Consider the following 20,221-nt stretch of genomic DNA (forward strand, 5'->3'; position numbering starts at 1 on the left):
CAATTTGAGGCCTTTCCTGATCCTCTCACCAACGCTGCTCCACGCCGACGACCTTTGACCTGCCGTAAGCTTTGAGAGTCTCCAGGAGCTGTTTCGGCTGGCGCTGCGTTTCATCCAGATAGCTAGCTTCGTGGGATGACAGCGGCGGAGGCATCGTGACATACAAGCATGCTCCAGGCTCAGGGAAGGCTATCCCTAACGAAGTCTTCGGAAAGCGCGCCAATTCATCGATCAACCCAAATGCACGTTCGAGCGCGATGAGTTCCCCACGAAAGTAGATGTTGCCAGTCGGGCTCAGTCGTATGTGGCGTTCAGGGTCACTCTTCAAGTTCGCCTCCGAGGGAAAGACGGCATTGACCGGGGCCGGAAATGGCGACTTGTCCTTGGGGAGCTTTTCGTTGAGTTCGACCGCCACTTCATCTGGCGCCACCCAGAAGCAGTTCACTTCGTCCGGTGCCACGTCTTCCCGATTGTCGTTGTGTGTCGCCACCACCACATTGGCATGCTCCGTGGCGCTGGGATAGAAGAGGCGAAGCAGGCGCATCTGCTCCTCACTGAATTTCAGCGTGCCAAAGGCCGAGATTTCCTTCACCTGAGCCTCGTCCAACTTGAGTCGGAGCGACGGGACGCTGAGTCGCTGGGTTTCCGAATCGAAGGAATAACCGTCTGCTCGAGCCAATACTTGAAGCAACACTGACCAAAACAACAATGCCAGCAAAACGCGTTTCATAAAGGCCAGGCAACAGAATCCAAGGACTCGAGGAAAAATCAATAGGTGCTCTTCTTAAGTCTTCTAAGCGATCGGTGAGGAATGGTCGGCGGCTTCTACCGCCGCGTGGTGAAGTGGGCCAAAAAATCCAAAGGTGACCGGTTCTGCTCATGTCCTGCCCCGCGCCTCAGACTTGAGGCTTTCCTTCAACGCGTCTTCGAATATTTGAGGAATGTTCTCTCCGCATCAGGCACGGCGGGAAGTGTGAACCAACCTTGGGACTGGTATTCTGTAAGGTCGTTGAAGGGGCGCTTCTCGTATGTCTTCACACGCACAGACTGCGGAACCAGCACTACTGCGGAAATGCTGCTTCCGCCTTCGAATGAAGTAGATCCTCCGTACAGCCCGAGTTGGAGTATTGGCCCCCTGACGCGGATGCCCGCGCCCATTCGCTTTTTGTCATTCATGATGGATACCGGTCCGTCGGGATGCCCCATCCAACCCAAGCTCTTCTCAAGATAAACCACCACATCCTCACGGTCTGACGGCACTACGATCGTACCCACCGGAACAGCAATGGCCTTGCCCGTATCCGGAATACGAAACCGGACATGCTCGTAGGCCTCACCGTTCTGCACGAGAGGATTCGCTGAGAAGCTCGAAAGCACCACGCTTTGCTTTTCCGAGCCCGACTTGGAAGGAAGCATCAGACTTTGGTAGTCCGGGAATTTCGGTGCTGCGCAGCCTGTCATAGTCACTGCTGCCAGTCCGTACATCAGCATCCTAATCACTTTCATGATAGGAGGTAAGTGCATCTGAAACTGGACGTCGAGTCGAGACATATTGCCTGCTTCGCGAAGTCAATGCACAGGCCAAGTATTCCAAAAGTCACCTGTTCTCCTCATGTGTTGCGCGTGGTGATCAACCATGGGGTCATCCCGCGTTAACCGCACCCTCATGAATTTGAATCTTCGTCATCTGCCACTGCTCATCGTTGCTGCCGCGCTGCCTCTCCAGGCTGAAGAGCCCAAACCGCTGAAGGTGGGCATCATCGGCCTGGATACCTCACACGCCATCGCCTTCACCACGGCGCTCAACAAGGGGAGCAAGAAGCCGGAAGATGCGGCCAAGCTCGCAGGTGCCAAGCTCATCGCCGCCTATCCCAAGGGCAGCCCGGACATCGAATCGAGCACCAAGCGCGTGCCCGAATACACGGCGAAGGTACAGGAGATGGGCGTGGAAATCGTGGACTCCGTCGATGACCTGGTGAGCAAGGTCGACGCGGTACTGCTGGAAACCAATGATGGCCGCCCGCATCTGGAACAGGTTCGCCCCGTGCTGAAGGCGAAGAAGCCGGTCTTCATCGACAAGCCCATCGCCGCGTCTCTCGCCGATGCCATCCGCATCTTTGATGAAGCCAAGGCAGCTGGGGTGCCGATTTTCTCCGCCTCCTCCCTGCGCTTCGGCAAGGGTACCCAGGACGTGCGCAACGGCAGCGTCGGCAAGGTCAAGTCTGCCGAGACCATGAGCCCCGTGAGCCTGGAGCCGACGCATCCGGACCTCTTCTGGTACGGCATCCATGGCGTGGAATCCCTCTTCACAGTCATGGGCACCGGCTGCCAGAGCGTGAAGCGCGGCACGGGGCCGAATGGTGAGATCGAAGTCGTCGGCACCTGGGAAGGCGGCCGCACCGGCACCTTCCGCGAGAGCAAGGAGAAGAAGTACGGCGGCAAGGCCGTGGGCGAGAAGGGCGAGGCCGAAATCGGCAAGTACGATGGTTATGATCCCCTGCTCGTCGCTGCGATTGACATGTTCCGCAGCGGCAAGGCCCCGGTGAGCGCCGAGGAAACCCTGGAGATCTACGCCTTCATGGAAGCGGCTGATGAAAGCAAGCGCCGTAACGGTGCCGAAGTCACGCTCAAGGAAGTCATGGACAAGGCCCGCGCGGAAATCACCGCGAAGAAGTAGGGCACAGATTGTGGTGATCCGTCCGTTCGTCCATGTCGTCGGGGGATGTGTGGGCGAGCGGACGGAAGTGGTTGAGCAAGCACATCAGTACAACACGCGGACGAGGTACAAACCATCCGCCGGCGCGCAGTGACTGCTCTTGGCACCCGAGGGGTTCGCCACCAGGCCACGCAGCCATTCCAGGCTCTCCCGGCCACGCGCCACATGAATGAGGCTGCCCACCATGAGGCGGACCATCTTGTAAAGGAAGCCGTCCCCCTCGAACTCCAGGCGCAACACATCGCCTTCCTCATGCACCTCCAGGCGTGAGATGGTGCGGGTGAGACCTTCCGCATTCTCCCGGCGCTCATCATCACTCATGTCGCCACGATTCGCGGAGAGCCGGGCAAAGTTGTGCGTGCCACGCAGCGCCACCGCTCCGGCACGCAACGCTTCCATATCCAGCGACCCATACAGATGCCACGCGCGTCCTGCCTCGAAAGGCGAAATCACATCCCCGCGCCAGATGCGGTACTCATACACTTTCCCCGTGGCACTGAATCGCGCATGGAAATCCTCTGCTGCTTCCTCGCACTTCATGATGCGGATGCTGTACGGCAGGCGCACATTCAGGGCCCGTATCCACGAGTCCATCGACAGCCGCAGTGACTCGGGCGGCTCGATGTGCGCCACCTGCGCCCGCGCATGCACTCCTGCATCCGTGCGCCCCGAACCATGCACCACCACCCGGTGCCCGGCGAGATCCTTCAGTGCCGCCTCAATCTGGTCCTGCACCGCCGTCCCACCCACCTGCGACTGCCAGCCCTGCCAGGGGCGACCGTCATAGGAGATGGTGAGTTTGAGGCGAGGCATTGGGAACCAGCATCCATACCGAACGATGCGCTTCCTTCAACGGCAAGAACGTGCGGCTCTGGAATTCACGGCAAGGGCGAAGGCGTGCAAAAGTCCGGCCCAATAATGGTTCACCGACGCAGGGACGGCTTGATTTGCTTCGCCGCTCTGTGGAGGATACCTTTGCAATTCCGAACCACACCCTGGGTCACCTTCCATGAAACAAGCCCTCCTGCTTGCCTCCGTCGCCGCCTTGCTGGCATGCACGCTGGTTTCGTGTGTGCACCCCGGCACACCAAAGGCACGGCCCGCGTGTGGTTTTTCTGATCCAGAAATGATGGCCACCATGGGCATCTGCATGCTGGCCGGGGAGTACTACATCGCCCATGGCCAATGGCCCGCCACCAGGGAGCATCTGGAGGTCCAAACCCAGTCCGTGCTGGAGCTCGCGCAAGGAGACGTCACCGATGATGAAGCCGTCGAAATCGCTTCTTTTCTAGATCGCTTTGATCTCGTGGAACTGCACAAGAAGGACAAGAACCTCGTGATTCACTATCGCATCAAAATCGATAAGAAGACTGTGGAGCACACCCTCATGCTGCGGCCCAAGGCAACGGTGGATGAGATCATCACGTCATCGACCGAGGCGAACTGATGCCTGCCCCGGCTAGGGTTGTTCCTCGTCCGGCAGCATCCATCCCTCGGGCCCTGCCTTGGTATTCAGGTAGTCCTGCAGAATCGCCACCGCAGCCACCTGGTCCACGAGCTTCTTCTGCTCCAGATCGAGCTTCTTCCCGGTGAATCCCAGGCTCCGCTCGGCGGCGGCGCTGCTGAGGCGCTCGTCCACGAAGTGAATCTGCACCTCATCCGGCAGTTTTTTTCGCAGGCGATCCGCAAAACGATCCACCCGCTCCGCGGCACTGCCACGCTCGCCGCTCATGCGCAGCGGCAGACCAATGACCACCTCCTCCACGCGCTTCTGCCGCACGATGGTGGCGATTTCCTCCTCCACGTCCGGATGGGCATCCAGCGTCTTCAGCGGATTGGCGAAGATCTGCAACTCATCACTAAGCGCCAGTCCGATGCGGACCGTGCCGTGATCGATGCCGAGGATGCGACTCATAGAAAGTGAAGGAGGATAATCAGACTGCTCAAAGCCTATCTGAGCTCAGTCGGCAGCCCATCCACCAGCTTCTTCAGCGACTCCGCCTGGGAACGATGGGCCACGAGCAGCGCATCCCCCGTGGAGATGACCATGAGATCATGCACTCCCAGCAGGGCAATATGCTGGCCGGTCTGCGAGTAGACAAGGTTCCCGCTGGAGTCCTGGCCGCTCACCGTGCAGTTGTGCTGGTTACCAGCCACATCCGCGCTGAGGTAATGGCCCACGCTGGTCCAGTTCCCCACGTCATCCCAGTCGAACACCGCTTCGACATTCAGCACGCGTGGTGCCTTTTCCATGAGCGCGTAGTCGATCGAGACCTTGGGCAGCGTGGCAAATTGCCCGGCTACCGTGGCGTCGAAATCCGTGCACTGCTCCAGCGCGGTCACAAACGCGCCGAGTTCGGGGCAATGGGCGTCGAGGTTTTTCCTCACCGTCTCCACCTTCCAGAAGAACATGCCAGCATTCCAGGTGAAGTTCCCCTGGGCGACAAACTGCTCTGCCACCTCCACACTCGGCTTCTCACGGAAACGCACCACCTCGTACACAGGAATGTCCGAGGCGCCCGCTCCCGCGGACTCATAGCGCTCACCCCGCTCCACATAACCATAGCTGGGACAGGCCCAACCCGGCTTGATGCCGATGGTCACCAGCGCGCCGCTTTCCTCCGCCGCGGCACAGGCAGTGCGCAGCGTGTTTTGAAAGGCTGCGACGTCCCGGATGAGATGGTCGCTGGGCAGCACCATCATAGTGGCCTGCGGATCCCGTGCCGCCACCCAACCCACGGCCAGCGCAATGGCCGGGGCGGTATCCCGTTTCACCGGCTCGGCGATGATGTTCTCCGCCGGGAAATCGGGGAGCGCCTCGCGCACGCCTTCGAGCTGCTGCTGGTTCGTGAGGATGAGGATGTTCTCCCGCGGCACCAGTCCATCCAGCCGGTGGACCGTGTGCTCCAGCATGGACTTGTCATCGAAAAGGCGCAGGAGCTGCTTGGGCAACCGATCGCGGCTGACCGGCCAGAAACGCTGGCCGCTGCCGCCGGCAAGAATGAGGGCGTAGGTGGACATGAAGAAGTGGGGAAAAGCAATCTAACCGCCGCGATCCCGGCGGCGCAACCGTCTTTGGCTGTCATCCCGGCTCCTTGCAAGGAACATGCTCTCAACAAAAGCCCTTTCGCTCCCGCAATTCCCGTCGTATGTTTGGCATACAAATCATCATGAGTGCACGGACCCCAAATTGGAGTGAGGACGACCTGAACACCTACGCGCTGACCACCGCCTCGGCGGCTGCCGGTTGTGCGCTTGGCATCTTGTTCGGGCGCGGCATGTCCCGCACCTCTTCCAACATCACCGCCCTCTCCCTCCTTGCCGTGGGAGCCGTGGTGGTCGCCCCCACCCTCACGGACTTCGTCTCCCGCCTCGCGAACCGCCCCGGCTCCGCCCGCGGCAGCCGCAAGCGCCTGCAGAGCATCCGCGACGGCGCCCTGCCAGAAAACGGCGACGAGATCTACGCGTCGGATTTCCAGGGATCGTAAGCCCACAGGGCGAGCTCAGTTTTCGACCTTCGGCGTCGAATCCTCCGCACCCTTGATCACTGTTTGCTTCTTGGAGCGCTTGGTGGACACAGGGGCCGCTGGAACTCTGGATGCGGCAATCTCTTCCGCGGTGGGGTAGGACCATACCCAATCCCCTTCGTATTGCCTGTTGGTAGGCTTGTCCCGGTAGCTTCCGGTGGAGGGTCGGTGGCCATTGTCATCCTTTCCATCAAAGCCCACGGCCCAGAGCACATACCGGCCACCTGTGGTCTTTCGATATCCCATGGGTTTGCCGGAAAGAATATCCAGAGGCAGTGGCTTCTCTCCGGCACGCGCCAGTTCCGTAAGAGCATCGGGATAAGCACCTCGCTCCAAGCGAAAGCGCTCGAGCGCACACGCAACGATGGCACGGTCCAAAAAGCTCTGCGCATACGCGGCCCGATCTACAAATCTGGTAAACGCGGGCATGGCGAGCACAGCCACGATCATATCCGTGTGGCGCCAGATTTCTGCCTTTGCCGCTTTGAGACGTGCTTCCAACCGTTCCCCCTCCACCAGCGAAGACGCCCACCCACGATCGCGCAGAGGTTTGACAATGTACTCAAGATTAAGTGTCGCGACATGCGCTGCGTTTGAGTCGAACCAGCCTTCTGGCACAAGCCACACTAATTTTTGCATAGAATCCCAGCTGGGCTCGTCCAGAGAGGAGCTGGGCAGCTGCCGATTGCGCTTCAAGTAGAGGAGGGAATCCACTCCCGCGACGATCTCCTGCTTGAAGGCACGCACGGCATCCTGACGGAGGTCGAACTTCTCTAAAGCCTGCTGCAAGCGCAGGAAATCATCTGCCGTGCCGCAGTGAGCGGTTCCGAGTTCCCACGTGGTCTGCGAGAGAATGGACGCGGAAGTCACGCCCACCAACAAACCGATCAGATGCGGCTCCTGGCAGGTCGCCTCCGCAATCCTTGCAAGGCAGAGAGTCGCTTCGTGAGCCCTGGCATATTCACCCGCCTGTGCGGCTGCCTTCGCACGCAAGCTGAGACCGTTTGAAAAGCTTTGCAACGCACCGAGGTGGGGCACCTGGAGCTGCAGCAGAAGCTCTGGGAAGGGTCCCAAGCGCCAGTCCGGGGTCAGCCGGGAGTGAGGACGAAAAAGAGCGGCCACCATCTCCGCAATAGCAGCGTCCTGATACGACATCGCCCCGAGCACTTCACGCGCGGCGTTGTCTGGGTCCGTAACCGGCATGGGGTGGCCTTCCTTCCGCAGCCAGTCCGCCCACTCCCGGAGATTCACCGGCATGTCGGTGTCCTTTGATGAAATGGGTGGATAACTGCCCGTGTGAGACTTGAGGGGCCCGAGAGCTTCCAAAGCTTTGCGTTTGGCAGCAGACTCGCCTTTCGCAGGATTACCATCTTCGATGATCGCAAGGCCTTTCAACAGGGGAATGGCGCAAAAATTCAACTCATCCGGGATTTCCACGATTCCCTTCGCCGACCTGAAGTCCAAGTCGACACCTTCGCGGGCCAGCGCTTCCTGCGCCGCCTTCCAATCACGCTTTCCCGCACGGTTCATCCATACGGTCAGTCCCACGTATACCATCAAGATGCCGACGCCAATCCATGCCAGGATGCGGATCCAGCGTGCACGCCAACAACGTTGAAGGAAGGACACGATTAGGCAGAAGGGGGTGAGTGTCATCACGATGAACATTCACCCCTCGCCCTGCAAGCATTTCATGCTGGGGTGCTGACCGCACCCCACGGAGGAGCGCCCTACTTTCCCGAGTACTCCCACACCCAGTCGCCCTTGTACGCCGCCCGGTTGGGCTTGGCGGCATCGCCCTTGGCATCCTTGTCAGGTCCTTTGCCGCCATCGTCGGTGAGGTCAAATCCTACGCTCCAGAGCTTGTAGCGTCCGTCCCCGGTCTTGCGATACTTCATGGGCGTTCCACTCATCGGGTCCGTGGGCAGAGCCTTGCCGTTGGTGCGCTTGAGCTCGTCCAGAGATTCCGGATAAGTGCCCTTCTCCGCATAATGGCGCTCCAGCGCGCAGGCGATGATGGCCTGATTCACGAGGCATTGCCCGTAGACCGTCGTGCCGGTGATGTTCAACAACGATGGCATCACCAGTGAGGGGAAGATTTTGTCGAGATTTGTGGGCCAGTTAGCCTTGGCAAACATGAGGTCACGCTCCATGTCCTGCTCCCGGTTCAACACCCCCTGCCATCCTTCATCACGCAAGGGGCGGATGACGTAGTCCAGCTCCATGTGCACAATGTTCGCTGCATTCATGTCGAAAAATCCGGAGGGAAGCAGAAGCATCGCAAGGCCGCCGCCGGCAGACTCGCCCTCTTTCAACGGGGATCTGATGATGGAGAGCACGGAGGAGTCGCGGCTCCGCTTGAGATACTTGAGGGTCTCCACCCCCCCTGCCAGTTCGCAGTTCCAGGCACGGAGCGCCGCCTCATGAAATTCCAACCGCTCCAAATCACGCTGCAGCTTTTGAAAGTCCTCCGCAGTGCCTGTGTGTGCCTGGCACAGAGTCCACACTACGCTGGTCGTCTGGACAGCAGCGGCCCGGTACACAAGGAAGCCGATAAGAAAAGGTTCCTGGCCGATGGCTTCGCTCAGGCGCGCCATGATCCGCGCAGTCTCGTGGGCTTTTGCCGCCTCACCGGCATGGGCCGCTGCGGTGGCCCGTAACGCGAGGCCGCCGATCGCCTTCTGCAATCCTCCGTAGTGCGGAATCTGTATGGCGAAAATGAGCTCGGGGATTTTACGATCCGTGGGCGCTGGCTGGAATTGGGCATAGGGACGCTCCAGTGTGCCGGCCATCTCCGCCACAGCAGCATCCTGGTACGCGAGAGCCGCCAGGATTTCGCGAGCAGGATTCTCCGCATCCGTCACCGGCATGGCCATCTTCATTTCACGCAGCCACCTGGCCCAGTCACCCATCTGCTTGGCGGCGTCCTCACCGGACTTGAGCTGGACAGAGGGGCGGCCCATGCCGGACGGCGATTGATTTCCGTCAGGCAACCCCAGTGCCTCCAGTGCCTTCCGTTTGGCGGCGGGTTCACCCTTGGAGGCGTCGTCATCCACCACCACCGCGATATCCCGCAACAAGGGGATGGCGCAAAAGTTCTCCGCGTCCGGCACGGGAGCCGTCATTGTCTGCCGGAAGTCGAGCGTGAGATTCTCGTCGCGGACACGTTGCTGAGCGTCGCGCCACACGCGGGCGCCGGTCCAGTTCACCCACGCGACACACAGTGTGGTCAAGGTCACCAACGTGATGAAGGTCCAGGTGAGGCCGCGAATCCAGCGGCGCTGCCAACAGCGTTTGAGAAAGGCAATCATGGGATGTCGAATCGGGTGGTGGTGGCGTCTTTGCTCAGTTCACGATGAAACGCGAGCAGGGTGAGGGATGAGGCGGCGGTGGAATTCGCGTGTGCGTCCGCCTTGGCGGCTCTCTTCGCTTCCACGAGCTGAGGTGCAGTCCTGATGGGGGTGGAGTCAGCGGGCGTGCTAAAGCGCAGGAGCGCAATAGCGACCCATGCCGTGCACCACACCGTCATGAGCCAGCGCGGCGGCAGAACTCGGCGCGGCGTCACAGCCGATGCTTCTGCTTCACGCCTGGCGCGGGCGAGGATCTCAGCCTTCCACTGCGGTGTGGGATCGGGGCGCGGCATGGCTCCTGCCAGCGACTCGAGTTTCTTTTCAAAAGCGTCGTCGTTCATGTCAGTTCCTCGTAAAGCGGACGCAGCACGGTCCGCAGTTTCTCCAGGCCGTAGCGGTAGCGGCTCGCGGCGGTGTTCAGCGGAATGCCTTGTGCCTCCGCGATTTCTTCAAAGGTCATGCCCTCCCAGAGCTTGAGCTGCATGACCACACGCTGGTCCTCCGGCAGGGACTTCATGGCCTCGGCGAAATGCCGTGCCATCAAGACGGAGTCCGGGTCGGTGGCTGGGTGATGCCCAACTTCCATTTCCTGAAGAAGCTTCTCCTCCGCATCCCAGCGCGTCTTCCGCCGCCTCAGCCAGTCCACCGCGAGATTGTGCGCCATGCGGTAGATCCAGGCCTTTTCGCTCAGCACCCCTTCCCTCGCCGCTCCCCGTGCAAGTTTGATGAAAAGCTCCTGCAGCAGGTCCCGCGCATCCGCCTCCGTCTTGGTGAAGGTGACCAGATAATGGAACAAGCCGCCCGCATGGGTGTCATAGAGGCGCTCCAGTTCACGGTCAGTCATGGCGGTCGTCACAAGGATGATGCGGCAGTCGGGTTCGCTTGCCAAGACGCATGAGGGCCCCGAGTTTGTCTGACTACCGGCAAACTTTCTGTTTTTTCCTTGTCCCCCACATTGTCCAAGTCTATGTCTGCGACGTGGCTATGGGGATTCTTCCTTCTATTTGCATCTTCTAGAGTCCCCGCTCTCCACACTTCAAACGCCCGGTCACCATGCCGGGCGTTTTTATCTTCCTCCCCAATCAATGAATGCCATCTACGTTCGCCGTAGGCGAAAAATTCACGTGGCGGAAGGTGACGGCACCAGCTCGGTGTCCCTGGTCGCCACCCTTCAAAAAAACCTCGAGTCCTTGGGCTTTGGACTTTCTGCTGCACTGACCAGCAGACTGCTCACGCTCTCGCAGCCCAGGTTGGAGACGTTTTATCACAGCCTCGTGAAGGACCTCAGGACGGCGGTGGGAGCGCATCGGGAGTATCGTCCGATGTATCCCAACTTTCCCGCCCAGGTGATGGCCAAGTCGGAAGCGGAACTCTACTTCAATGCCTTCCTGCACTACATCACCAATGAGCTGCCCAACTACAAAAAAGATGAGAGGCCGGAGCTGGATCAATGGTCATGGCTGAAGATCATCGACCTCGGCAGCAAGGAAGATTTCGAGTCCATCTTCACGCGGCTGGCTTCTTCCCGCGCCTCCCTGTCTGAACAAGACAAGGCGGACCTGCAATGGTTCATCGCGCAATATCGCGATTCCATTGAGCGGCTGTTGCCGAAGAATGTGCCCTCGAAGGAGAACATGGCCATCATTGGGGCTGCGTTGATGGAACACACCAGCCTTGCTCCTGCATTCCTCGCCGAGAACCTGAAGACACCTACGGACGCCCTGCGGCTCGCCGTGGCAAGAAGTGGTGGTGACGTTTCGCTCGCGGCCCCGTGCAAGTTCAAACGATTCCGGCGTAGCGAGCGGAAACTGCTGCTCTCCTGCCTGGAAAGACACGGCAATCCTGTGGAGGACATGTTGCGCTGGAAGGAGCCGTGGAAACGCCTCGCGGAGCGGCTTCACCCCGGCGACTACGCAACGGAATTCCCAAAGACCTACGAGGCGTTCCGCGTGCTGCGCAACGACGTGCCTGTGAGCACCTTCGCCAGCAAGGTGGAAGGGTTCCTGAAGACTCGTGAGATCAGCAGTGTCGTTGGGCTCCTCAAGTCACGTCCCGGCGACTTTGCCCGCCGTCTGGATCACTTGCTACGCCTCGGCGGCAACTACGAATCCACACTCGATGCCTTCGAAGCAGCAGCACCATCGGTATCCACGCCCGTGCTCCTGCAGGTGCACTGTCACTTCACACATCGCACCGAACCTGCGGATTTGCGCGTCTTCTTCCCCAAGGGCGGCGTGGCCAAGGCTTACGGTAAACGCGGCTCTCTGCCGCCATTGCCAAGGCACCTGACAGACATGGTGGTGGCCATCGCGGAAACAACGCTACTCCAGAGGTTCGCGAAACTGCCACCTCTCGGGAAGTGTTATCTCGATCCGGCCTTGGGCGACTACCTGGCACCTTTCTCCCAACGCTCGGCTTCGAAGGCTCTCCACACCGTGGGGAGAGGGAGCAGGATGCCTTTGCCCGACGGCGACATCCTTCGCTTCTTCCTCTGGTGGAAGAATGGCAAGGGCCGTACGGACATCGATCTCTCTGCCGCACTCTTTTCTTCATCCTATCGGTATATCGACATCCTGTCGTACTACAACCTGAAAGGATTTGGCGGATGCCACAGCGGCGACATCGTGGATGCCCCACAAGGTGCTGCAGAATTCATCGATGTCGAGATTCCCAAGCTTCTCACTCAAGGCGTGCGGTACGTCGTGATGTCGATCAACAGCTACACCCAGCAGTTCTATTGCGATCTTCCGGAGTGCTTTGCGGGCTGGATGTCGCGTCAGTCCGCTGGTTCGGGTGAGATCTTTGAGCCACGCACGGTGGAGGGAAAGGCGGACATTGCGGCCAAGACCGCCATCTGCCTGCCCGCGGTGTTCGACTTGGAGGACAGGAAAGTCATCTGGGCTGATCTGGCGCTTACCGAGCGTCTGTCGTGGAACAACGTTCACAACAATCTCTCAGGTATCGCGCTCATGCTCCGTGCGGTGACGAACCTCCAAAAGACCACGTTGAAGGAACTCTTTGATCTCCACATCAAAGTCCGTGGCACCTTGGTTGAGGACAAGGATGCAGCCGACACGGTCTTTTCTCTGGATGAAGGCATTACGCCCTATGACCTGGATCTCATCGGATCCGAGTTCATGAAGTAGCCATCGGAGTCCGCACAGACACCCACATCTTTTGTGCAACCTTCATTGGACGCGTGGGTTCAAGTAGTTCGATGTCGAACCAATTTGACCCACCTTCGAAAAGCGGCTCCTCATCGGCCAGGCGCCGGCATCATACTTCTGGCAACGAGGACATCCTCGAGAGCCTGCCCATCCATCTGGCTCGCATGTACCATGGGTTTGTGGCACTCGTGGATCGGCTGCGGGGTGAAGATGCCGATGAGCTGCCCCACTTCCGTCCGGGCGCGGGTAGTGTGTACTTTGCGCTGCTGGAGAACGAAGGCCGCACGGCCACGGATCTAGCGATGAGATTGGGCATGCCGAAGCCGACCATCACCGGACTGCTGGACGGGCTGGAGCGGGATGGGGTCATCGAGCGAAAGCCCTGCGCCGAGGATGGCCGGGCGATGAGGCTCAGACTCACGAAATTCGGGAAGAAACTCGAACCTGGACTACGACGCCGTCACGAGCAGTCCGTGCAAACACTGGAGGAAGGCCTGAGTCGTGCAGAGGCAGCGGAGCTTCGCCGACTCCTCTCCGTGGTGGTGGGCAACCTGGATCGCGTACGCCACGCCAAGTCGATGCCTGCAAAGCCGGTGCGCGCTTCACGCCAGGGCAGGAAAGCCGCCTGAGTTGCTCTTCCATTTCATAGCCAAGTCTCGTTGTACCACCAACCCATCGCCACCCGTCATGAACCGCTTCGTTTCCCGCCTGCGCTCATCTGTGCTCACCCTGCTTGCGTTTGTCTCGGCGAATGCTTTTGACTTCGCTCATGCCCAATCAGGTCCTCCACGTGCACAAACACCTGCGGGCGTGAAGGAACATCGGGACCTTGCCTACGTAGATGGTGGTCACGAGCGGCACAAGCTGGACCTCTTCCTCCCGGAGAAAGCAGAGAGCCCACTGCCGCTCATCATCTGGGTTCATGGTGGCGGATGGCAGAACGGCAGCAAAGATGGCTGCCCTCCCCTCCGCCAGGGATATGTGGAAAAGGGCTACGCCGTGGCGAGCATCAACTACCGTCTCAGCAGCCACGCCACCTTCCCTGCGCAGATCGAAGACTGCAAGGCCGCGGTACGCTGGCTGCGGACACATGCGAAGGAGTATGGCTTGGACCCGGAACGCTTTGGCGTGTGGGGCAGCTCTGCCGGCGGTCATCTCGTGGCGCTTTTGGGAACGAGTGGCGACGTGAAGGAGTTTGATGTGGGTGCCAACATAAATGTCTCCAGTCGCGTGCAGGCAGTCTGCGATTTCTACGGGCCCACGGACTTCGTGAAGTTTGCCTCGACACCCGGCTATGAATCGCACGCACAAGCCACCTCACCCGAAGCGAAGTTGCTCGGCGGAGCCCCGCTGGAGAACAAGGACAAAGCAGCGCAGGCAAATTCCATTACCTATGTCACAAAGGATGACCCGCCCTTCCTCATCGTGCACGGCGACAGCGATCGCACCGTGCCTCTCAACCAAAGCGAAGCCCTGCATGCCGCACTGAAGCAAGCTGGCGTGAGCACGCACTTCCACGTGATCCACGGCGCAGGGCATGGCGGCCCGGGATTCGCCGGGGAGAACATCGATGCCATGGTGAGCACGTTTTTTGAGCAAAACCTGAAGGGCAAGTCTGCGGAAGTAGTCGCCTTGCAGACGGAAAGCAATGCGCCAGCAGGCACCCCCAGCACGCCTCAGCGCCCCGGCCCTCCGCAACCCACGGGAGCTCCCGCACGTCGCGGCATTCCGTGGGAAGCCATCACACGGCGTGATGACAAGAATGGCGACGGCAAGGTGACCAAGGATGAGTTCAGCGGTCCAGCGCAACTCTTTTCCCGATTGGACAAAAACGGCGATGGCACGCTGACCAAAGAGGAACACGAAGGTGCCATGCCACCCGCAGCGCCGACGCCCGCACCCACAGCGACTCCGTCCACGCCGCCTTCCTCGGCATCTTCACAAACTCCTCCGTCATCTACGTCGAACACCAACACATCATCCTCAGCCGCGGCTGCCAGCATCAAGAACTTCAAGCTCGATGGCGAACGCTGGACCTGCGAAGCGGACGGCAAGCCGCTCTCGGGCATCCTCATCAAACCCGCTGGCAAAGGCCCCTTCCCCGCCATCTTGATCAATCACGGGCTCGGCTCGAATGCAGAGCAGTTCGGCCGCATGAAGGCGAAGGAGTTTGTGCAATGGGGCATGGTCTGCATTGCCACCGATCTCACGCATGCACGTCCACAGCCGGGTGCGGACCGTTCCCAGTTTGGAGCGAGCACGGAGAACCTCCGCCGGGCCAAGGCGTGCCTGGCCATCCTGGGCACTCTCCCGGAAGTGGATGCCAAACGCATCTGCGTGTACGGCAACAGCATGGGCGCGTTCCTCACCGTGGGTCTTGCCGCGGAAGTCCCAGGCCAGATAGCCGCCGCTGCGATCTCCGCCGGCGGAGTGATCACGCAGACAGGTTTCCCCTCGCCCACCGTGGACGCGGCAAAGAACATACGCACGCCCTTCATCATCCTGCACGGCGATCAGGACACCACCGTGCCACCAGAAAATTCCGCTCGTTTGAAGGAAGTGCTGGATCAGCAGAAAGTACCAAATGAGCGCCATGTCTTCCCCAGAGTCAGTCACAACCTCCACGCCGAAAAGGCGGATGAGGTCTACCGACTCATCAGGGCATGGTTCGCAAAGCAGGGCGTGCTGAAGCCCTGACCAGAAGCCAAGCGGCGACCGGTCACGCCGCCATCCAGCCCAGCCGGTTCGCAATCCCCCAAAGTCCAAACAAGGCGAGCACCACCGAGCCGGGCACGGCAACCGCCCAGCGAAAGAGCCGGGCACTCCGCGCCCACGCAGTCACCAGAAGAGCAACCGCGAGCACGGCGAGAAGCCCAAGCTCCACGCCTGCATGAAAACCGAGAAGCGCCGAAACCTGCACCGCCGGCTCGGATCCCGCCGCTGACGCCGTTTCTGCTTCACCACCGAGCGCGGCAAACGCTGCAGCGAGACGAAATCCGGGGAACAACCCGAACACCACCACCAGCACCAGCCGCCAGAACGTGCACTGGGATTGAAACACATTCGCCACGGCCAGCACCACGATGCCTGATGCGATGCCCCACGCCACGATGGTGGGAGTCAGATGCACCCAGCCCATGACATCCATCCAGAGGGCCAGGCTATGTGCCACCACAAAGGCCAGCACTTGGGGAGCCAGCGCCTTGAACCCGCGCCCCAGGAGGAACATGGCGAGTACAAACAGCATGAACTCATACCCCCGCGGCACCACCTGCAGAAACCCCAGGCGGAGAAACCCAAAGATGCTGGTAGAGGAGCTCACCGCTTGAGCTTGGCCTTTCACGCCCTCGGCATCGCCTCCTTCTGCCGATGCCGCTGCCGTAATCACTCCCGTGTCCGGGGGCACCTCATGGCTGTTGCCAATGAGGTCGAGCAGGAAGCTCTTTTCCTTGGGGAAGAGTACCATCATGCGAGACACCTCTTTCCCTCGCAAGTTGTTCAGGAACAGCACACTCAGCTTGCCCTCAGGCTTGGCGACGATGCGGTACCCCTGAGAACCGGCGGGCACGGGGCCGCTCCAGTTGCCCGTCATCATCACTGGGTCCTCGTCCTTGGTGAGCGGCTGGGCATTGAGTGTGGTGAACTCGAATTTGAACTCGGGGGTAAAAGCCCCGGAAGGCTCAAAATGGAAGTCCACGGTCGTGTCCTTCACAAAGGTGGCCGCCTGGGCCAAGAGCGCCGCGCGCTCGGCTTCCGGCATGGCTTTCAGCGCGCTATGGAGCAAATACGGGGCAATTTCCGGGTCCAAGTCGAAACACCGGGGATCCACCTCTACTTGAATACTGCAGGTCCCGTCCCCCGGAAATGTGGAGCGCACGGGCACATCCGGGATGGGGTGCGCAACTGCCAGGGAGCACAGGGAAAGGACCCAAAGTCCAAGGACAAAACGCAGGTACGGAAGACGTGGGCGCATGGGAGGGAGGCGGCAGAGTGAGGGGTGGCTGAGTTCAAACGGCCCACCCGGCCTTAATTAACGATTATTTTGCACCTGCATATAAGTCTTGCCGCTTTTGTGCGTTTTGTGTTTGCTGCGGGTACGCCGCCCAGCGGCAAGTCCAGTTCCACCCTCTCATCATCCAAATGAAATACATCCTGACTCTCGCCGCCGCCTTCGCCCTCACGCTTGGCACCTCCTTCGCCGGCTGCGGCAAAATTGATACCGACAAGGGCAAACTCAAGGCCGTGAACGCCGAGAAGAAGCAGATCACCATCGACGTCGATGGCAAGGACGTCACCCGTACCCTCACCCCTTCCTCCAAGGGCGCTGACGAGCTCGACAAGCTCGTGGGCAAGAAGATCGTGGTGCAGAGCTCCCACGGCAAGGTGGAGTCCGTCGCCAAGGGCTAAGTTCCGCACGAACAGCTCTCGCTATTTTGCAGAAGTCCGGAGGTATTCCCTCCGGACTTTTTTATTCCGGTCATGACGCTGCCTCAAGACTACGCGCCTATCATCGCCCTGTTCATTGCCATCCCCGTGGTGGCTTGTGCATTGTATTTGCTGGCAGGGTGGCTCCTCGGGCGGCAGCGGAGGGCCTGTCCTGCATGCGCACAAAAGGAAGTGCGCTGTGTGCAGTGGATTCGCGCCACGGTGCTCATTGATGGTCGGAGAGCACCAGACAGTTGGTGCTACTATCTTTGCGACGCCTGTGGCGCCCGCTTCAAGCAGCATCTGGGAAAAGATTACGAGGTGCCGTCGGATGAGGAATGGGAAGCCCAGTGCTCCGAAGCAATCAAGCGCTGACCGGTTCCGGTCGCCAAAACAACATTACCCGATCAGCGCATCAATAGCGGCCTCACTTCTTCGAAAGCGCTTCGCGGATGAGCACCGGGTCATCCGTGGTGATGCCCTCCACGCCCATCGCCGCGAGTTCCCTGGCCTTCGCCGGGTCATTCACGGTCCACACGAGAACACCGAGACCTGCATCGCGGATCTGCTTCACGAAGGCTTCCGACCACGGCCAGTCTGAGCCAAGATCGAGCCCGTCCAGGCCATCTTTCTTTGCCTGTTCGATGAAGGGGGTCACATCCGTGCGGGGCTTCTTCTCCTTGTCCTTGCCTCCGGCGAGCAGGTACACCTTCAGCCAGGGGATGGCCTTCTTCGTGGCAGCGGCCGCTTCGGCGTTGAAGGTAATCACGGCAAGCTGCTTGGAGCGCGACTGCCACGGTCCGAGGGTGCGGGCAAGTGCGGGTACCACTTCGGGGCCGCATTTGATTTCCAAATAGAAGCGCTTGTTTCCCTCCGGCAGCGTGGCCAGGCAGGCCTGCAGAGGGGGAATCTTCTCACCCTTCCATTTCGGATCTTTCCAAGAGCCGGCATCGAGTTGGAATAGCTCCTCCAACGTAGACTCCGCCACCACCTTGGCCACGCCCGTGGTGCGCTTCGTGTCCTTATCATGAATGATCGCAATCTGGCCGTCCTTGGTCAGGTAGAGGTCCAGCTCGCAGGCATCCGTCCCAGATTCCCAGGCGAGATTGAAGGAGGCCAGAGTATTCTCCGGGGCCTTCGCGGAGTAGCCGCGGTGGGCGATGATTTCCGTGGCCGAGCAAGGGAGCACGGCAGCAGTGGCGAGGGCGGCGACCATGAGAGGACGGGCGTAGCGTTGGAAGAGAGGGCGTGAGGGAATCATAACGGGATGCTGCCTACGATGCCAGCCCCCCGCTGATTTCAGCAACTGAATAAGACGTCATCTTTGCCCGTGCCGGTCTTGGCCCACTGTGCCAGAGTCGGAAACGGTTGTGCGTTACCTCTTCTCTCCCGTCATGAGGCCCTGTTCCCGAAACACTGCATCGCTCCTATTGGCTGGTCTGGCATTTCACCTGTCGTGCCTTGTAGCCCCGGCTGCGGACTATGACCTGCTGATCCAGAACGCCCGCATCGCAGATGGCACCGGCGGAAAAATTTATACCGGCAGCGTGGCGGTGAAGGAGGGGCGCATCGCTGCCGTCGGTGACTTGAAAGGCGCTGCGGATCTCACCATTGATGCCCAGGGCCGTGTGCTCGCGCCGGGCTTCATCGATGTGCACACCCACTCGGAGAAAATCGCGAAGACTCCGGAAGCAGAGAATTTCCTGCGAATGGGCGTGACGACGATCATCACCGGAAACTGCGGCATGTCCCGCACAGACATCGGCGCCTTCTTCAAGGAAGTGGAGGAATCCAAGCCGACTCTGCATGTGGCTGCGCTCATCGGTCATGGCGATGTCCGCGAAAAAGCCATGGGCGGCAGCTTCCTGCGCGCCCCTACACCGGAACAACTGGACGCCATGCGCGCGATGGTCGCCAAGGCCATGGACGACGGCGCCGTGGGCCTGAGCACGGGACTCATCTATGTGCCCGGGACGTTTGCGAAGACGGAGGAAATCATCGAGCTGGCCAAGGTGGCGGCGCAACATGGCGGCATCTATGCCAGCCACATGCGTGCAGAGACGGTGAAGATCTTCGGTGCGCTGGAGGAGTTCATCCGCGTGGCCCGTGAAGCAAATATCCGCGCCGAGGTCTCGCATCTCAAGCTGAGCTCACCCACCGCTTGGGGGAAGTCCGCGGAAGTCTTCGCCCTGCTGGAGAAGGCACGCGCGGAGGGCCTGCAAATCACGCATGACCAGTATGTGTACACTGCCTCCAGCACCGGGCTGGGCCAGCTCATTCCTGATGAAGCACGCGAGGGCACACGGCAGGACTTCATCAAGCGCTGCGAAGATCCGGAGCAGAAGGCCAAAATCCTCAAGGGCATGCAGGAGTCACGCGAGCGCCTCGGCCGCACGGACTACAGTTATGCAGTCATCGCACGCTATGCCGCGGACCCTTCGCTGAATGGCAAGACCATCCCCGAGGCCGCGAAGATCGCGCGTGGTTCGGATTCACTGGAGGACCAAATCGAACTCATCCTCGAGATCGAACGCAAAGGTGGCGGCACTGCGGTGTATCACAGCATCGATGAAGGCGACCTCGCGGCCTTCCTCAAGCATCCCCTGACCATGTTCGCCAGCGATGGCAATCCACGCAAGCTGGGCGAGGACATGCCGCATCCGCGCAGCTATGGGAACAACGCCCGCGTGCTGCATCGCTACGTCCATGAGTTGAAACTGGTCACATTGGAGGAAGCCATCCGCAAGATGACCTCCCTGCCCGCACAGACCTTCCGTCTGGAGGATCGTGGCATCATCCGTCCCGGCGCCTGGGCCGATCTGGTCATTTTCGATCCAGAGAAGGTAAAGGACATCGCCACCTTCGAAGATCCTCACCACTACGCGGAAGGGTTCACGGATGTGCTCGTCGATGGCGTGCCGGTGATTCGCGATGGGAAACTCACCGAGGCGCGTCCCGGTGGGCCGCTTCGCATGAGCAAGTGAGTGAATAGCACTGACTGACGCTGGAAGAAGGCACCTGGCAGGAGCGTTTTTT

At 60.2% G+C, this 20,221-nt stretch carries 20 protein-coding genes; 9 read left to right on the forward strand and 11 right to left on the reverse strand.

Features of this window, described 5'->3' with window-relative positions:
• Positions 1-25: 25 nt before the first annotated feature.
• Both G5S37_RS28390 and G5S37_RS28395 read right to left on the reverse strand, forming a co-directional pair.
• Positions 26-730: a hypothetical protein gene (locus G5S37_RS28390; RefSeq protein WP_165209122.1), complete on the reverse strand. Its 705-nt coding sequence runs from the start codon at positions 728-730 to the stop codon at positions 26-28.
• Positions 731-915: 185 nt separating this feature from the next.
• Positions 916-1,506, reverse strand: coding sequence for a hypothetical protein (locus tag G5S37_RS28395; RefSeq protein WP_165209125.1), 591 nt, complete (start codon positions 1,504-1,506; stop codon positions 916-918).
• A gap of 160 nt (positions 1,507-1,666) precedes the next feature.
• Here G5S37_RS28395 and G5S37_RS28400 point away from each other — a divergent pair, with 160 nt between their 5' ends.
• On the forward strand, positions 1,667-2,677 hold the full coding sequence (locus tag G5S37_RS28400) for a Gfo/Idh/MocA family oxidoreductase (protein WP_165209128.1): 1,011 nt from the start codon (positions 1,667-1,669) through the stop codon (positions 2,675-2,677).
• Between the two features lie 84 nt (positions 2,678-2,761).
• Here the strand turns inward: G5S37_RS28400 and truA are convergent, their stop codons facing one another.
• On the reverse strand, positions 2,762-3,529 hold the full coding sequence (gene truA, locus G5S37_RS28405; RefSeq protein WP_165209131.1) for a tRNA pseudouridine(38-40) synthase TruA: 768 nt from the start codon (positions 3,527-3,529) through the stop codon (positions 2,762-2,764).
• A 196-nt stretch (positions 3,530-3,725) separates the two neighbouring features.
• Between truA and G5S37_RS28410 the strand changes: the two genes are divergently transcribed.
• Positions 3,726-4,163 (forward strand): hypothetical protein, encoded by a 438-nt coding sequence (locus G5S37_RS28410; RefSeq protein ID WP_165209134.1) that lies wholly within the window; start codon positions 3,726-3,728, stop codon positions 4,161-4,163.
• Between the two features lie 12 nt (positions 4,164-4,175).
• On the opposite strand, the gene ruvX is transcribed toward G5S37_RS28410, so the two are convergent.
• The gene (gene ruvX, locus G5S37_RS28415; RefSeq protein WP_165209137.1) at positions 4,176-4,631 is read right to left on the reverse strand and encodes a Holliday junction resolvase RuvX; all 456 of its coding nucleotides are present in this window, start codon (positions 4,629-4,631) and stop codon (positions 4,176-4,178) included.
• A gap of 35 nt (positions 4,632-4,666) precedes the next feature.
• The gene (locus G5S37_RS28420; RefSeq protein ID WP_165209140.1) at positions 4,667-5,737 is read right to left on the reverse strand and encodes a sugar phosphate nucleotidyltransferase; all 1,071 of its coding nucleotides are present in this window, start codon (positions 5,735-5,737) and stop codon (positions 4,667-4,669) included.
• Between the two features lie 149 nt (positions 5,738-5,886).
• On the opposite strand from G5S37_RS28420, the gene G5S37_RS28425 reads away from it, so the two are divergent.
• On the forward strand, positions 5,887-6,204 hold the full coding sequence (locus tag G5S37_RS28425) for a hypothetical protein (RefSeq protein ID WP_165209143.1): 318 nt from the start codon (positions 5,887-5,889) through the stop codon (positions 6,202-6,204).
• Positions 6,205-6,219: 15 nt separating this feature from the next.
• Here G5S37_RS28425 and G5S37_RS28430 read toward each other — a convergent pair whose 3' ends face one another.
• The 4 genes from G5S37_RS28430 to G5S37_RS28445 form a co-directional block, all read right to left on the reverse strand.
• Positions 6,220-7,902, reverse strand: coding sequence for a hypothetical protein (locus tag G5S37_RS28430; RefSeq protein ID WP_206026190.1), 1,683 nt, complete (start codon positions 7,900-7,902; stop codon positions 6,220-6,222).
• A gap of 71 nt (positions 7,903-7,973) precedes the next feature.
• Positions 7,974-9,554: a hypothetical protein gene (locus G5S37_RS28435; RefSeq protein WP_165209149.1), complete on the reverse strand. Its 1,581-nt coding sequence runs from the start codon at positions 9,552-9,554 to the stop codon at positions 7,974-7,976.
• Entirely contained in the window at positions 9,551-9,934 is a 384-nt protein-coding gene (locus G5S37_RS28440; RefSeq protein ID WP_165209152.1) for a hypothetical protein, read from the reverse strand. Before G5S37_RS28440 ends, G5S37_RS28435 begins: the two co-directional genes overlap by 4 nt.
• Positions 9,931-10,437, reverse strand: a complete 507-nt coding sequence (locus G5S37_RS28445) for an RNA polymerase sigma factor (RefSeq protein WP_165209155.1) — start codon at positions 10,435-10,437, stop codon at positions 9,931-9,933. Before G5S37_RS28445 ends, G5S37_RS28440 begins: the two co-directional genes overlap by 4 nt.
• Positions 10,438-10,678: 241 nt before the next feature.
• Between G5S37_RS28445 and G5S37_RS28450 the strand changes: the two genes are divergently transcribed.
• From G5S37_RS28450 to G5S37_RS28460, 3 genes are all read left to right on the forward strand, one after another.
• On the forward strand, positions 10,679-12,739 hold the full coding sequence (locus tag G5S37_RS28450) for a TerD family protein (RefSeq protein WP_206026191.1): 2,061 nt from the start codon (positions 10,679-10,681) through the stop codon (positions 12,737-12,739).
• Between the two features lie 71 nt (positions 12,740-12,810).
• Positions 12,811-13,389: a MarR family transcriptional regulator gene (locus tag G5S37_RS28455; protein ID WP_165209158.1), complete on the forward strand. Its 579-nt coding sequence runs from the start codon at positions 12,811-12,813 to the stop codon at positions 13,387-13,389.
• Between the two features lie 58 nt (positions 13,390-13,447).
• Positions 13,448-15,457 (forward strand): prolyl oligopeptidase family serine peptidase, encoded by a 2,010-nt coding sequence (locus G5S37_RS28460; protein ID WP_165209161.1) that lies wholly within the window; start codon positions 13,448-13,450, stop codon positions 15,455-15,457.
• 22 nt (positions 15,458-15,479) lie between these two features.
• On the opposite strand, the gene G5S37_RS28465 is transcribed toward G5S37_RS28460, so the two are convergent.
• Entirely contained in the window at positions 15,480-16,520 is a 1,041-nt protein-coding gene (locus tag G5S37_RS28465) for a HupE/UreJ family protein (RefSeq protein ID WP_165209165.1), read from the reverse strand.
• Positions 16,521-16,900: 380 nt separating this feature from the next.
• Here G5S37_RS28465 and G5S37_RS28470 point away from each other — a divergent pair, with 380 nt between their 5' ends.
• Together G5S37_RS28470 and G5S37_RS28475 are read left to right on the forward strand one after the other, a co-directional pair.
• A complete protein-coding gene (locus G5S37_RS28470) occupies positions 16,901-17,167 on the forward strand; it encodes a hypothetical protein (protein WP_165209168.1) in 267 nt (88 codons plus the stop codon).
• A gap of 72 nt (positions 17,168-17,239) precedes the next feature.
• Positions 17,240-17,560, forward strand: a complete 321-nt coding sequence (locus G5S37_RS28475) for a hypothetical protein (protein WP_165209171.1) — start codon at positions 17,240-17,242, stop codon at positions 17,558-17,560.
• Positions 17,561-17,612: 52 nt separating this feature from the next.
• Here the strand turns inward: G5S37_RS28475 and G5S37_RS28480 are convergent, their stop codons facing one another.
• Positions 17,613-18,446, reverse strand: a complete 834-nt coding sequence (locus G5S37_RS28480) for a glycerophosphodiester phosphodiesterase (protein WP_206026192.1) — start codon at positions 18,444-18,446, stop codon at positions 17,613-17,615.
• 133 nt (positions 18,447-18,579) lie between these two features.
• On the opposite strand from G5S37_RS28480, the gene G5S37_RS28485 reads away from it, so the two are divergent.
• Positions 18,580-20,169 carry a D-aminoacylase gene (locus G5S37_RS28485; RefSeq protein WP_165209174.1) on the forward strand — a complete coding sequence of 530 codons (1,590 nt, stop codon included), beginning with the start codon at positions 18,580-18,582 and terminating at the stop codon, positions 20,167-20,169.
• Positions 20,170-20,221: the final 52 nt, after the last annotated feature.

Source organism: Roseimicrobium sp. ORNL1 (assembly GCF_011044495.1).
In the GTDB taxonomy this organism is placed as follows: Bacteria; Verrucomicrobiota; Verrucomicrobiia; order Verrucomicrobiales; family Verrucomicrobiaceae; genus Roseimicrobium.

Excerpts from the sequence above, each read along its gene's own strand:
- G5S37_RS28390 (WP_165209122.1), bottom strand. The coding sequence starts at position 730 with ATGAAACGCGTTTTGCTGGCATTGTTGTTTTGGTCAGTGTTGCTTCAA.
- G5S37_RS28395 (WP_165209125.1), bottom strand. The coding sequence starts at position 1,506 with ATGAAAGTGATTAGGATGCTGATGTACGGACTGGCAGCAGTGACTATG.
- G5S37_RS28400 (WP_165209128.1), top strand. The coding sequence starts at position 1,667 with ATGAATTTGAATCTTCGTCATCTGCCACTGCTCATCGTTGCTGCCGCG.
- truA (WP_165209131.1), bottom strand. The coding sequence starts at position 3,529 with ATGCCTCGCCTCAAACTCACCATCTCCTATGACGGTCGCCCCTGGCAG.
- G5S37_RS28410 (WP_165209134.1), top strand. The coding sequence starts at position 3,726 with ATGAAACAAGCCCTCCTGCTTGCCTCCGTCGCCGCCTTGCTGGCATGC.
- ruvX (WP_165209137.1), bottom strand. The coding sequence starts at position 4,631 with ATGAGTCGCATCCTCGGCATCGATCACGGCACGGTCCGCATCGGACTG.
- G5S37_RS28420 (WP_165209140.1), bottom strand. The coding sequence starts at position 5,737 with ATGTCCACCTACGCCCTCATTCTTGCCGGCGGCAGCGGCCAGCGTTTC.
- G5S37_RS28425 (WP_165209143.1), top strand. The coding sequence starts at position 5,887 with ATGAGTGCACGGACCCCAAATTGGAGTGAGGACGACCTGAACACCTAC.
- G5S37_RS28435 (WP_165209149.1), bottom strand. The coding sequence starts at position 9,554 with ATGATTGCCTTTCTCAAACGCTGTTGGCAGCGCCGCTGGATTCGCGGC.
- G5S37_RS28440 (WP_165209152.1), bottom strand. The coding sequence starts at position 9,934 with ATGAACGACGACGCTTTTGAAAAGAAACTCGAGTCGCTGGCAGGAGCC.
- G5S37_RS28445 (WP_165209155.1), bottom strand. The coding sequence starts at position 10,437 with ATGACTGACCGTGAACTGGAGCGCCTCTATGACACCCATGCGGGCGGC.
- G5S37_RS28450 (WP_206026191.1), top strand. The coding sequence starts at position 10,679 with ATGAATGCCATCTACGTTCGCCGTAGGCGAAAAATTCACGTGGCGGAA.
- G5S37_RS28455 (WP_165209158.1), top strand. The coding sequence starts at position 12,811 with ATGTCGAACCAATTTGACCCACCTTCGAAAAGCGGCTCCTCATCGGCC.
- G5S37_RS28460 (WP_165209161.1), top strand. The coding sequence starts at position 13,448 with ATGAACCGCTTCGTTTCCCGCCTGCGCTCATCTGTGCTCACCCTGCTT.
- G5S37_RS28465 (WP_165209165.1), bottom strand. The coding sequence starts at position 16,520 with ATGCCGGAAGCCGAGCGCGCGGCGCTCTTGGCCCAGGCGGCCACCTTT.
- G5S37_RS28470 (WP_165209168.1), top strand. The coding sequence starts at position 16,901 with ATGAAATACATCCTGACTCTCGCCGCCGCCTTCGCCCTCACGCTTGGC.
- G5S37_RS28475 (WP_165209171.1), top strand. The coding sequence starts at position 17,240 with ATGACGCTGCCTCAAGACTACGCGCCTATCATCGCCCTGTTCATTGCC.
- G5S37_RS28480 (WP_206026192.1), bottom strand. The coding sequence starts at position 18,446 with ATGATTCCCTCACGCCCTCTCTTCCAACGCTACGCCCGTCCTCTCATG.
- G5S37_RS28485 (WP_165209174.1), top strand. The coding sequence starts at position 18,580 with ATGAGGCCCTGTTCCCGAAACACTGCATCGCTCCTATTGGCTGGTCTG.